We start from the raw sequence: 12,729 nt of genomic DNA, 5'->3' as shown, positions 1-12,729 counted from the left end.
GCAGCTAAGTCGAATAATACCAATGACAACCGGCTTAGATATTACTGAAGGCAACTCATTTAAGGAAGCGCGGCGGCGAAGCGAAGTATCGAGGTATACACGGATAGGCTGAAACGCTTATCTGAAACGGCTTTGAGTGAGGCGATGCGCGTTTCGCCAATGTGAATTTAAGCGAACGAAGTGCGGTAATTTGAATCCCGATGCCGGGCGGCATCGGGATTAAGAACAAGACTAAAATTCGTTGCAGCGATTTATGCTTCTTAAGCGTTTAAAGCAGGGCTTTCAGCCGACTTCGGCAATCAATTCGATTTCGACGCACGCGCCCAGCGGAATCTGCGCTACGCCAAATGCCGAGCGCGCATGTTTGCCGGCCTCGCCGAAGATATCGGCGATCAATTCGGACGCGCCGTTGGTCACCAGATGCTGCTCGGTGAACTCGAACGTGGAGTTGACGAGGCTCATCACCTTTACGATCCGCGTTACCTTGTTCAGGTCGCCGACGTGCGCGTGCAGCGTGGCGATCAGGTCGATGGCGATGGAGCGCGCAGCCGCACGGCCTTCCTCGGTTGTGAGCGTAGCGCCCAGCTTGCCCGCCCATACCTTGCCGTCCTTCTTCGCAATGTGCCCGGACAGATAAACCAGGTTGCCGCTTTGTGCGCTCATCACGTAGGCGGCGGCGGGGGCGCCGGCCGTCGGCAGCTCGATGCCGAGTTCCTTCAGCTTGTCGTAGACGTTCAGTTGGGCCATGGGGTACTCCCTGAAAATGGAAAGGATGAAGCGGGAGCGTGCCCAGGCGGTCGTCCCGCCGCGGCACGCTTGCAATGCAATGCGGTCAGACCAGCGCGCGAATCAGTGCACCGAGTTTGGCGACACCTTCGTCGATCTTCGCCGGGGGCACGGTCACGAACGACAGCCGTAGCGTGTTGTGCTCTGCTTCGTTCGCGAAGAACGGGCCACCGGGCACGAACGCGACGTGCTGCTCGATTGCCTGCTCGAGCAGTTTCATTGTATCGATGTGCTTACCGCCGTGTTTCGGCAGCGTCACCCACACGAACATGCCGCCTTCCGGACGATTCCATTCAACGCCTGGCGGCATGTGCTGTTCGAGCGACGCCAGCATCGCCGCGCATTGGTCGCGATACAAGGCGCGGATCTTCGGGATATGCGTCTCGAGGAAACCGTCCTTCACGACTTCGTGCACGATGCGCTGCGTGAGGCTCGGTGTATGCAAGTCGGTTGCCTGCTTCGCTTGCACCAGCTTGAAGTGCAATTCTTCCGGCGCAATGATGTACCCCACGCGCATGCCGGGCGACAGGACCTTCGAGAATGAACCCAGATGCACGATGTGATCGGGCGCCATCGACAGCATGGTCGGAAGCGGCGCGCCCGCGTAGTCGAGCGCACCGTACGGATCGTCCTCGATCACCGGAAAGCCGGCGCGTTGCGCAAACGCAGCCAGCGCGGTGCGGCGTTCCAGCGACAGGCGGCGGCCGGTCGGGTTCTGGAAATTCGGCTGCGCGTACAGGAGGCGTGCACCCGCCGTCAGCGTGGCGTCGAGCGAGGACGGGATCAAGCCGTGTTCGTCGGTCGGGACTTGCACGTATTTCGGCTCATACATGGAAAACGACTGCAGCGCGCCGAGATACGTCGGTGTTTCGACGAGTACGCGGCTGGCGGGGTCGATCAACACCTTGCCGAGCAGGTCGAGCGCTTGTTGCGAGCCAGTTGTGATCAGCACTTGCGAAGGACGGATCGACGCGCCGTTCACCGAGTAGCGTTGCGCGACCCATTCGCGCAGCGGCAGATAGCCTTCGGTGGCGCTGTATTGCAGCGCGGCGGCGGGGCTGTCGCGCAGGATGCGGTCGCACGCCACGCGCATTTCCTCGACCGGAAACGTAGCCGGCGACGGCAATCCGCCCGCGAACGAAATTACCTCAGGCCGCTCAGTGACCTTCAGGATTTCGCGAATCGCCGAACTGGTGAGCTTTCTCGCACGTTCGGAAAGTTGCCACGGCTGGGCTTGAAGGTCGGCTTGATTCATGGGGTCCTCAGTTGGTCTCGGTGAGCGGTTCTAATGCGCATGCGGGTTAGTGGAATGCTGCACGGTGCTTCGAATAAGGTCTTGCGTACTGCATTCAACGCGGTCGGCTAACGACGGTGGACGCTCATTATGGCGTGCCCGGTGCGCGGACGGTCGGCGTCGATGTTCATCAAAACCCAATACGACTACGAACCGCGCCGGCGTTCTATTGTTCGTCTTCCTGCACCGGTTCTGCCGTGTCCTCGGGCGTATCCGCGTCATTGACGGCGTCTGCGTCCTCGGTCTTCCTGCTCTTGGCACGCTTGCGGACCGTCTTGGCCGGCGCGGCCTCTGGCTGCTTTGCCGCTTCAATCGATTCGGCCGATTCCCCCAGCGTAACGATCGAGCCATCCGCCAACTCGAATTCCGCGACGAGTACAGGCGTACCTGCTGTCACCTCGACCTGCAGTAACTGCGATACGCCAAGCCATGCCAGTTGCTCGGAGATTAGATGCGCCCGTGGATGGAAACCCGTCAGCGACTTCAATGCAATCCCCGTTTCCGGCAGCGTTTCGCTCGGATGCTGCGGCGTGTCCCACTGGATCAGCGACGGCAGGAGCCCGTCGCCGGCGCCTTGCCACGCTGGGAAAGTGCCATCGGCGGGAACGGTCAGATCCCAAGCGTTCCCGCCGCGAGTCAGCGGTACCACAGGCGGGATACGCTCCGGGTATTGCGCTTGCCAACGCGTCAGCCGCTTCGGCCGGTTCACCCGCGCGACCCAATGCACCAGTTGCGGGCCGGCCTCAAGGCGCTTGATCTGCGCCGGGTCGTCGAGTGCGAAGAGGCGAGGGCGCGGTGTTTGGACGGGCTCCGCGTTCGGGTCAACCGCGATCACTTCCAGATATGTACCGCCCCACAGGTTCAGCAGGCGGTTATGCGTGCGCATCAGCGGATGTGCACCGCCTCCGGTCATCGCGACGCCCAGTTTCGCGGCGATAAAGTCCGCGCCTTCTTCCAGCGTGCGGGCAGCGATAACGAGGTGGTCGAGTTGCAGCGGATGAGCGGTCATAGTGCGCGAATAGCTTGAAGGAAAATTGCCCGGACAACGCCGGCTGAGCTCGTCAGCATACCCGTTCCGCCCGGCTGTGCCGCTGCAGCAGCTCTGCGTTAGCCATCTGGCCGAATGTTTGGCGCAACGCTCGAAGTAACTGAAAAGCGCACCAAACGCCTACAGAAACCGCCAAGTTTACCTATCGTCCCTGACTTAAATGTATCGGCAACGACCGTAACAGTAACGGTACAATCGATCCGATACTCTACGGTACAGTCATCGAACGCATTTAATCTCCGATGGAACCTGACATGTCAGTCCCGCTCGACCAGATTCCCGCGCCGCACGGCGCGCCGCAGCTGACGCTCGTCGACCAGTTGGTCCAATGGGGCCGGCGCCGGATTGACGAGCGGGTGTTCCGTCCGGGCATGCGCATGCCGTCCATCCGCAAACTTGCCATCGACAAAGGCGTGTCGCGTTTCACGGTGGTCGAGGCATACGAACGGCTGGTCGCGCACGGTTATCTCGACTCGCGGCGCGGCTCCGGGTTTTTCGTGCGCGACCGGACCAGTTCCAACGATTCCCACGTCCACCCAACGCTGGCCACCGAGCGCGCGCCGGTGCCCAGCTCTATCGACGTGGTCTGGCTGCTGCGCAACATGCTGCACACGTCGAGTCCGGCGAAAGGGCCGGGCATCGGTTATCTGCCGTCCAGTTGGCTGAACGGCGAATTGCTGACCGGCGCGCTGCGCTCCATGAGCCGGCAAAGCGGCGCGCAAATGCTCGGTTTTGGCACGCCGCAAGGTTTCCTGCCGCTGCGCCAGCAAATCCAGACGCGGCTGGAAGAGCTGGAGATTGGCGCATCGACGGAGCAGATCGTGATGGTGTCCGGCGTGACGCAGGCCATCGACCTGATCGCGCGGGTTTTCGTCAAACCCGGCGATACGGTCATAGTCGGCGACCCCGCCTGGTTCCAGATGTTCGGCCGCTTCGTCGCCCAGGGCGCGCGGCTGGTCGGCATGCCGTACACCCCGGACGGGCCCGATCTCGACGCGCTCGAAGCCATGGTCCAGACCTGGCGCCCGAAAATGCTCGTGATCAATTCCGTGCTGCAAAATCCGACCGGCACGTCGTTGACCGCGGCGCAGGCGTTTCGCATTTTGCAACTCGCGCAGACCTACGATTTCATCGTCGTGGAAGACGATATCTACGGCGACCTCTGCCCGACCAATTTCCCCGCAACGCGGCTTGCGAGCCTTGACCAGCTAAAGCGGGTGATTTTCCTCAACAGTTATTCGAAGACGCTCGCGCCGAACTTGCGGGTGGGGTATATCGCCGCGGCGCCTGAAGTGGCGAACGCTATTGCCGATCAGAAAATGCTGGTTGGCATGACGAGCCCCGAACTGAATGAGCGCGTGCTGTACAAAGTGCTCACCGACGGCCACTACCGGCGTCACGTCGAACGGCTGCGTGCAAAGCTGGACGGAGTCCGGGAGAAAACCGTCCGGATGTTCGAAAAAGTTGGCTACAAGCCGTATCTGGTGCCATCGGCGGGTATGTTTTTATGGGCCGATACCGGCGTGGATTCCGAGGGGCTCGCTGCGGCCGGACATGAAGCCGGGTTTTTGCTGACGCCCGGCAGCTTGTTTTCCCCGCATCAGCTGCCCAGCACGTGGATGCGCTTCAACATCGCGAATTGCGGCGACCCGGGCCTGCCCGCGATGCTTTCCGCCTATTCGGACCGTGTGGGATAAGGCCACTGAAGTTTCGGCTTGAGCCAGATCACGCGCCCACGACTTGCCCCTTGAAATTATCGCGGGGCGACCTCATTTGTCGCAGAATTCGCGCGATGCTTTTCCGGCAATGCGCCAAGGCATTTACCGTTATGTCCGGTATGCCCGGTCGCACTCAGCCAGCCGCTTCGCTTTTCGCTTTGAAAATCCGTCAACACCAGACACAACCAGAGGAGCCGACCATGGCACAAGAAACCATGAGCTTTCAGGCAGAAGTTAAACAACTTCTGCACCTGATGATTCATTCGCTTTACAGCAACAAGGAAATTTTCCTGCGCGAGCTGATTTCGAACGCATCGGACGCGGCGGACAAGCTGCGTTTTGAAGGTATCGAAAATAGTGCGCTGTATGAGAACGATCCGGATCTGCGCATCCGCATCTCGTACGACAAGGCTGCGCGCACCGTGACGATCGACGATAACGGCATTGGCATGAGCCGCGACGAAGCGATCTCGAATCTCGGTACGATCGCGCGCTCGGGTACGAAGGAGTTTTTCTCGAAACTCTCCGGCGATCAGCAAAAGGATGCTGCGCTGATTGGCCAGTTTGGCGTGGGCTTTTACTCGGGTTTTATCGTCGCGGACAAGATCACGGTTGAAACGCGTCGCGCCGGATTGCCGGCGAGCGAAGGCGTGCGCTGGGAAAGCGCGGGCGAAGGCGATTTCGTCGTTGAGCAGATCGAGCGCGCGCAACGCGGTTCGAGCATCACGTTGCATCTGCGTCCGGAAGAAGACGAATTTCTCTCCACGCACAAGCTGAAGTCGATTATCCAGAAGTACTCGGATCACGTCGCATTGCCCATCCTGATGAAGAAGGAAGAGTGGGATGCAGAGAAGTCCGAGATGGTCACCAAGGACGAAGACGAGACGGTGAATCAGGCGAGTGCGCTCTGGACGCGTCCGAAGAGCGATATCACCGACGAGCAATACAAGCTGTTCTATCAGCATCTTTCCCACGATCACGACGATCCGCTCGCCTGGACTCACAACCGCGTTGAAGGCCGGAGCGAATACACGCAGTTGCTGTATGTGCCGAAGCACGCGCCGTTCGATATGTGGAACCGCGACCACAAAGGCGGATTGAAGCTGTATGTAAAGCGCGTGTTCATCATGGACGACGCGGAACAACTCGTTCCCACGTATTTGCGCTTCGTGAAGGGCGTGGTCGATTCGGCTGATTTGCCGCTGAATGTATCGCGTGAAATCCTGCAGGAAAGCCGCGACGTAAAGGCGATCCGTGAAGGCGTGACGAAGCGCGTTTTATCGATGCTGGAGGAAGTGGCATCGTCGTCGGCAGAAGCCGCGGATGACGTCGAGAAAGCCAGGTACAACACCTTCTGGAAAGAGTTCGGACAGGTGTTCAAGGAAGGTATTGGCGAGGACTACGGCAATCGCGAACGTATTGCGAAGCTTGTTCGGTTTGCATCGACGCATACGGATTCGTCGGAGCAGACCGTGGCGCTCGCCGACTACGTGTCGCGCATGAAGCCCGAGCAGACGAAGATCTATTACGTCACGGCTGACACGTGGCAGGCCGCGAAGAACAGCCCGCATCTGGAAGTGTTCCGCAAGAAGGGCGTGGAAGTGCTGTTGCTGACGGATCGTGTCGATGAATGGATGCTGTCGTTCTTCAATGAATTCGATGGCAAGCCGCTGCAAAGCGTGGCGCGCGGCGACCTGGATCTCGGCGCGCTGAACGACGAGGAAAAGCAGGCGCAGGAGAAGGTCGGCGAAGAGTTGAAGCCGTTGGTCGAAAGCATGAAGGCTGCGCTGGAAGGCAAGGCGAAGGACGTGCGCCTGACATTCCGCCTGACCGATTCGCCGACATGTCTGGTCGCCGATGACGGCGACATGAGCGGGTACTTGCAACGCATGTTGAAGCAGGCGGGTCAGGAAGCGCCGCAGATGCAGCCGATTCTTGAAGTGAATCCCGAGCATCCGCTGGTGAAGCAGCTTCACGCCGATGACGCTAACTTCAGCGACTGGTGCCATTTGCTTTTCGACCAGGCGATGCTGGCCGAAGGTGGATCGCTGGAAGATCCGGCGAGCTTTGTGAAGCGGACTAACGCGTTATTGCTGGCGCGTTGATTTAGCGCTCGCAAGGAGCGAGGAAAACGCGCTGCCGGGAAACTGGCAGCGCGTTTTTTCATGGCGGCGTGAGGGCTTACTTCGCCTTGCGTTCCTTGTTGGCCTGCGCGACGACCGACGCCGCGAGCGTCTTGGTGTCCTTCGAATATTTGTTGCTGTGAAGAACCTGCCCGGCTTTGTGTTCCATCTCGGCGCCCGTTTGATTCTTCGTATGCGATTGCGATAACGCTGAAGCCGCGAGGCTCTTGGCAATCACCGACGCCTTCGGGTCATGCAACGTATGCGACGCCAGCGTGGCAACGACCTTCGACGTTTGTTTTGTGTTGACCGACATGTCTTTCCTCTCATGCTTTATAGATGGCTCGCAACACGATTGCCGCGAGCGCCGGACATCTCCCGACCGGTTCGCCAGTCTCCCGTGAGCGATCACCGACATCTATACGAATCCTCCTATATACGTGTCTGGTTTTATAATCTCGCGCATGCCAAAAGCTCCTCTTGCCGGTACTCATGCCTGGCGCGACCGTCCCCTTCCCACTTTCACCGCCGATCAGAAGGACTGGCTCACGCGCGGCGGTTCGCTGACCGCGCATTTGCGCAAACTGGGCGATGTCACCGTCGAGGTCACGCGTGAGACGGTCGGGCAGCCATGGCGGGACGAAGCCGCGGCGCTGGACATCGCGCCGCGCACGCCTGTATGGATCCGCGAAGTCGTGCTGCACGTGAACCGCGTGCCGTTCGTCGCGGCGCATAGCGTTGTGCCGCTCTATGCCAGTTCGGGCGTGTGGCAAGCCATCCGTCGATTGAGGACGCGCCCGCTTGCAGAGTTGCTATATAGCGATAGCAGCGTGTGGCGCTCGCCGCTGACGAGCAAGCGGATCGATGCACGCGATCCGCTCTATAAGCTCGCCGCGAGACAAACGGCTCATGAAACACCGCATGCGTTCGTTGCCCGCCGTTCGGTATTTCTGCGCAAAGACGCGCCGTTGATGGTCACGGAATGCTTGCTGCCGGCGCTCTGGTCCTTCCTTGAGCATCGCGAAAAATGCTGAAAGGCTTCCCCCCCATCGCCGATGAAAACACGCATACGCTGATTCTCGGCAGCTTTCCCGGCGTGGCGTCGCTGGTGGCGACGCAGTATTACGCGCATCCGCGTAACCAGTTTTGGCGGCTGGTGGGAACAGTGATCGACGAGCCTTTGCACGAGCTTCCCTACGGTGAACGCGTGCTCAGGCTACTGAATCACGGCATCGGTTTATGGGATGTGCTTGCCGCCTGCGAGCGCGAAGGCAGTCTGGACACCGCGATCCGCAACGCCAACCCCAACGATTTCGCCTCATTCCGCGTTCACGCGCCGCAGCTGAAAAAGCTTTGCTTCAACGGTAAAACCTCCGGCCGTTTCGAGCCTGTGATCCGCGCGGCTGGCTTTGAAACCCTCGTCCTGCCTTCGTCGAGTCCGGCGAATGCTATCCTCTCGTTCGATCAAAAATTGCGCATCTGGCGCGACATCCTTAAATGACCCAATTAATCAAACGCGCGTCGGCGGAAGCTCGTGCGTTCGGCAGCAAGCGTCAAGACAAACTCGACAAGAAGCAGAACAAGCGCGCGAAGCGCGAGCGCGACGAGGATCTTGACGACGCGCCTCGCATCGATGTCCCGCGCAAACCGCGTTTCGCGCCCGTGACGTTCTCGGAAGAGGACGGTGTGCGTTTCCTGCATTTCGGCACCGAATGGGTGCAGGGCGCAATGCGCCTGAAGAAGCCGAATCACATCGAGCTTGAATACGCACAGCAGATGATGGCGTGGTTGTTGTTCATCGAAACGCCGAAGCGCATCGTGCAATTGGGACTTGGCTCGGCCGCGCTGACGAAGTTCGCGCATGCGTTCCTCAAGCGCGCGAAGGTGGAAGCGGTCGAGTTGAACCCGTCCGTCGTGATAGCAGCGCGCACGATGTTCGAACTGCCGAACGACGACGCACGGCTGACCGTCCACGAGCAGGACGCGTGGGACTTCGTCAATGACCGTGAGAATCACGGGACCATCGGCGCATTGCAGATCGATGTCTACGATGCCACCGCGCGCGGCCCCGTGCTCGACAGCACGTCGTTCTATCGTGCGTGCCGGGCTTGCCTGACGGCGCCGGCGGGCGTGGTCACGGTCAATTTGTTCGGCGATCATCCGAGCTTCGTGCGCAACATGAAGCGCCTGAACGAAGCTTTCGATGGCCGCGTGATCGCGCTGCCTGAAGTCCACGACGGCAATCGCATTGCGATTGCGTTTGCGGGCCCGGAAATCGATGTGCCGTACGCGCAGCTTGAAAAACGCGCGAAGCTGATCGAAAAGGAATTGAAGCTCCCGGCCCGTCAATGGGTAAAGGGGCTGGCGATCAGCGCCGGCGCGGACGACGCAACCCGCTTCTCCATCTGATCGCTTAGGTGCCCAGCTAAGGGACCCAAGCACCCAAGGCGCGACCCGTCGACGAACCCGCTACCTGAAAAAAATGAAGACAGCCAGACATTACAACTGGCTGTTCTTCGTTATTACGGTTCGGGTTCGCCCTGCTTGACCCGCTTTTCTGCGTCCATATACTCCACGTGTTATTTCGGGGCGCTATAAGACTGAAGGTTGACCGCGAGACCCGCGCAAAGCCTGCGTAAGACCCAGTCAAGCAGCATATTTCAAAAGAAAGAGGAGAGCGTCATGGCTCAAGAGGCGGTGACCGCCAGTGGTCAAGTCCGCAACAAGAAGTGGCTCTGGCTGCTGGTTCTTCCGTGGATCGGCGTGGTATGGGTGCCGTTCTACAACAAGATTGAGCCCGTGCTCATGGGCTTTCCATTTTTCTACTGGTACCAGTTGCTCTGGGTGCTGATCAGCGCGGTGATTACGGCATTGGTCTATGTGAAGACCAAGCCTATCCACGATGTTCCCAAGCTCACGCCGGGGAGCCCGCGATGATGAATTCCACCGCAACCTTCGTCTTCGTCCTGTTTTTTATCGGCGTGACGATCCTGGGTTTTGTCGCTGCTCACTGGCGCAAGGCCGATCTCGGACAACTCGATGAATGGGGCCTCGGCGGCCGTCGCTTCGGCACGATCGTCACGTGGTTCCTGCTTGGCGGCGACCTTTATACGGCGTACACGTTTGTCGCGGTTCCGGCGCTCGTGTTCGGCGCGGGCGCGACTGGCTTCTTCGCGTTGCCGTACACCATCCTGATCTATCCGTTCGCTTTCGTCGTGTTTCCGAAGCTCTGGGCGATCTCGAAGAAGTTCGGCTACGTCACCGCTGCCGACTTCGTGCACGCTCGCTACAACAGCCGGATGCTCGCGTTGGCCATTGCCGTGACGGGGATTATCGCGACGATGCCGTACATCGCGCTGCAGCTCGTGGGTATTGAAGTGGTGATCGGCGCGCTCGGTTTCGATACAACGGGCTTCGTCGGCGACCTGCCGCTGATCATCGCGTTCGCAATTTTGGCAGCCTACACGTACACGTCAGGCCTGCGCGCGCCGGCCATGATCGCGGTCGTGAAGGACGTGCTGATCTACATCACGATCATCGCGGCCATGATCATTATCCCGGCGCAACTAGGTGGTTTCGGCGCGATCTTCAGCCATGTCGATCCGGCGAAGATCCTGTTGAAGGCACCGGACGCGTCGAGCCTGAATGGTTATAGCGCGTATGCCACGCTGGCGGTCGGGTCGGCGCTTGCGCTGTTCCTGTATCCGCACTCGGTGACGGCGGTGTTGTCGTCGAAATCGGGCAACACGATCCGCCGCAACATGGCGCTGCTGCCGGCATACTCGCTGGTGCTCGGTTTGCTCGCGTTGCTGGGTTACATGGCGCTGGCGTCGGGCGTGAAGGACATGCCGGAATTCGCTCCGTACTTCAAGGCGTACGGTTCGAACTTCGCCGTCCCGGCACTGTTCCTGCACTTCTTCCCGTCGTGGTTCGTGGGCGTGGCGTTTGCAGCCATCGGTATTGGCGCGCTGGTTCCGGCGGCCATCATGTCAATCGCAGCGGCCAACCTGTACACGCGCAACGTGCATAAGGAGTTCGTGAACACCAACATGACGCCGGAGCAGGAGACGAACGTCGCCAAGCTGGTGTCGCTGCTGGTGAAGGTCGGCGCGGTCGTGTTTATTCTTGCGCTGCCGCTGACTTATGCCATCCAGTTGCAACTGCTCGGCGGGATCTGGATCATCCAGACGCTGCCGGCGCTGGTGCTCGGGCTGTACACGCGCGTCCTGGATCACCGTGGCCTGCTGCTCGGCTGGGCTGCCGGTATTGCAACGGGTACGTGGATGGCGATATCGCTGAAACTGGCGGGCTCGATCTTCACGATCCACCTGTTCGGTTATGCGATTCCTGGCTACGCCGCGGTGTGGGCGCTGGTCGTGAACCTGGTGGTATCGATCGTGGTGAGCATCGCCGTGCGCGTGATCGGCCTCAAGCGCTCGGATGACCGCACGAGTCCCGAGGATTATTACGACGTCGCGGAAACCTGATCCGTTTGAAGATGAGAAAAACGGGCTTCCAACCCCGTTCTGACTCGAAAGCTGGTAAAACGCCCGTAACGGATGTTGCGGGCGTTTTGTCTTGTGCGCCCGGTTTCATCAGCCTTTTGCCCCGCTCAATTCATCGGGAACCGCATGTCCTCGACCGATACGACCAGGCCTCATCGCAGCCAGGCACGGCGTTTATTGCATGTGCTGGGTTCGCCGTATTTTCGTTATCGATACGCCAAATACCTGCATGCGGCGCGCGTGGCGCTGGCGCTGCTTGCATCGATTGCACTGACTTCAGGTATCGATATCCCGCACGGCGAATGGTCGTCGGTGACCTTGCTGGTGGTGATCGGCGGCTTGCAGCATCACGGCAATATCCGCAAGAAGGCCGCGGAACGCGCGCTGGGGACGTTGCTGGGTGCGTCGCTAGGATTGGGGCTGATTCTGCTGCAATCGGCCACCCACTCGACCATGATCACGTACGTACTGCTGGCAGCTATCTCCGGCGTCTGCGCGTATCACGCCATCGGCAAGCCGGGATACATCGCGTTGCTGACGGCGATTACGACGATCATCGTCGCGGGACACGGCGATTTGTCCATCGAAGTGGGGCTGTGGCGCACCCTGACGGTGCTGATCGGGATTGTGATCGCGCTCGCGTTTTCGTTCGTGCTGCCGCAATACGCGACGTATTCATGGCGCTACCGGCTCGCCGATAACATGCGCGAAAGCGCGCGGATCTACGGCGCAATCATGGAAGGCCAGCCGATGCCCGCCGACGTCCTGACCAAGCATTTCCTCACGATGAATTCACGGCTGGTCACGTCGCGCTCCTTGCTGCCGTCGGTGGCGAAGGAGATCGGCGTGCCGGCCGCCGTGCTCGACGATATCCAGCGCCAGCATCGATCAATTCTCAGCGCGCTTGAAATGATGGCGACGGCGATGCCGGTTGCGTCGGCTGATAAGCCGGGATTTGCCGAGAGCCCTTACTCGGACGAGCGCGCGGTGCGGCACACGTTGCTGCTGTTAGCCCGCGCGTTGCGCTTTGGGCGCGTGGGGTTGCTGCACGCCGCAACCGGGTCTGCCGCAGCGGCGGCGCGGCTGGAACAGACAGCAAATGTTGCTGCGTGCCTCGCACCCGAATTGCAGGGACCGTACTGGCTCTCACAACGGCTGGCGGAACAGGTCGACCGGCTGCGCTTGCGGCTGATCGAGATCGAGCGGCAGTGGAACATCGAGGGAGCGCAGCCGTTTCATCGATGAAAACTGAAGA

11 protein-coding genes and 1 pseudogene are annotated in these 12,729 nt (G+C 60.1%); 8 read left to right on the top strand and 4 right to left on the bottom strand.

Annotated features, from left to right (window positions below; all coding sequences use genetic code 11):
• Positions 1 to 282: 282 nt before the first annotated feature.
• The 3 genes from ACSQ83_RS00555 to ACSQ83_RS00545 all read right to left on the bottom strand — a co-directional run bounded on the left by ACSQ83_RS00555 (position 283) and on the right by ACSQ83_RS00545 (position 3,089).
• A complete protein-coding gene (locus tag ACSQ83_RS00555; RefSeq protein WP_414948057.1) occupies positions 283 to 747 on the bottom strand; it encodes a RidA family protein in 465 nt (154 codons plus the stop codon).
• Positions 748 to 832: 85 nt separating this feature from the next.
• Complete coding sequence (locus ACSQ83_RS00550) at positions 833 to 2,041, bottom strand: PLP-dependent aminotransferase family protein (protein ID WP_414969267.1); 1,209 nt, start codon at positions 2,039 to 2,041, stop codon at positions 833 to 835.
• 205 nt (positions 2,042 to 2,246) lie between these two features.
• Complete coding sequence (locus ACSQ83_RS00545) at positions 2,247 to 3,089, bottom strand: VOC family protein (protein ID WP_436226907.1); 843 nt, start codon at positions 3,087 to 3,089, stop codon at positions 2,247 to 2,249.
• Between the two features lie 293 nt (positions 3,090 to 3,382).
• Here ACSQ83_RS00545 and ACSQ83_RS00540 point away from each other — a divergent pair, with 293 nt between their 5' ends.
• Positions 3,383 to 4,825: a PLP-dependent aminotransferase family protein gene (locus ACSQ83_RS00540; RefSeq protein WP_436226906.1), complete on the top strand. Its 1,443-nt coding sequence runs from the start codon at positions 3,383 to 3,385 to the stop codon at positions 4,823 to 4,825.
• Between the two features lie 221 nt (positions 4,826 to 5,046).
• Positions 5,047 to 6,951: a molecular chaperone HtpG gene (htpG, locus tag ACSQ83_RS00535; protein ID WP_436226905.1), complete on the top strand. Its 1,905-nt coding sequence runs from the start codon at positions 5,047 to 5,049 to the stop codon at positions 6,949 to 6,951.
• 76 nt (positions 6,952 to 7,027) lie between these two features.
• Here htpG and ACSQ83_RS00530 read toward each other — a convergent pair whose 3' ends face one another.
• A complete protein-coding gene (locus ACSQ83_RS00530; RefSeq protein ID WP_436226904.1) occupies positions 7,028 to 7,285 on the bottom strand; it encodes a hypothetical protein in 258 nt (85 codons plus the stop codon).
• Positions 7,286 to 7,433: 148 nt separating this feature from the next.
• On the opposite strand from ACSQ83_RS00530, the pseudogene ACSQ83_RS00525 reads away from it, so the two are divergent.
• The 6 genes and pseudogenes from ACSQ83_RS00525 to ACSQ83_RS00500 all read left to right on the top strand — a co-directional run.
• Positions 7,434 to 7,982: pseudogene (locus ACSQ83_RS00525) on the top strand (chorismate--pyruvate lyase family protein); the annotation flags it as partial.
• Between the two features lie 14 nt (positions 7,983 to 7,996).
• A complete protein-coding gene (locus ACSQ83_RS00520; RefSeq protein WP_414948063.1) occupies positions 7,997 to 8,470 on the top strand; it encodes a DNA-deoxyinosine glycosylase in 474 nt (157 codons plus the stop codon).
• Positions 8,467 to 9,378 (top strand): spermidine synthase, encoded by a 912-nt coding sequence (locus ACSQ83_RS00515; RefSeq protein WP_436226903.1) that lies wholly within the window; start codon positions 8,467 to 8,469, stop codon positions 9,376 to 9,378. Before ACSQ83_RS00520 ends, ACSQ83_RS00515 begins: the two co-directional genes overlap by 4 nt.
• 273 nt (positions 9,379 to 9,651) lie before the next feature.
• Positions 9,652 to 9,906 (top strand): DUF3311 domain-containing protein, encoded by a 255-nt coding sequence (locus tag ACSQ83_RS00510; RefSeq protein WP_414948065.1) that lies wholly within the window; start codon positions 9,652 to 9,654, stop codon positions 9,904 to 9,906.
• The gene (mctP, locus tag ACSQ83_RS00505) at positions 9,906 to 11,456 is read left to right on the top strand and encodes a monocarboxylate uptake permease MctP (RefSeq protein WP_414948300.1); all 1,551 of its coding nucleotides are present in this window, start codon (positions 9,906 to 9,908) and stop codon (positions 11,454 to 11,456) included. The genes ACSQ83_RS00510 and mctP overlap by 1 nt, the downstream gene beginning before the upstream one ends.
• Before the next feature lie 144 nt (positions 11,457 to 11,600).
• Positions 11,601 to 12,719: an FUSC family protein gene (locus ACSQ83_RS00500; RefSeq protein WP_436226902.1), complete on the top strand. Its 1,119-nt coding sequence runs from the start codon at positions 11,601 to 11,603 to the stop codon at positions 12,717 to 12,719.
• Positions 12,720 to 12,729 lie beyond the last annotated feature (10 nt).

The sequence above is a fragment of the Caballeronia sp. LjRoot29 genome (assembly GCF_964252755.1).
Lineage (GTDB): Bacteria > Pseudomonadota > Gammaproteobacteria > Burkholderiales > Burkholderiaceae > Caballeronia.
Note: the sequence above shows the minus strand (reverse complement) of the source record. Positions and strands in the feature narration are given on the sequence as shown.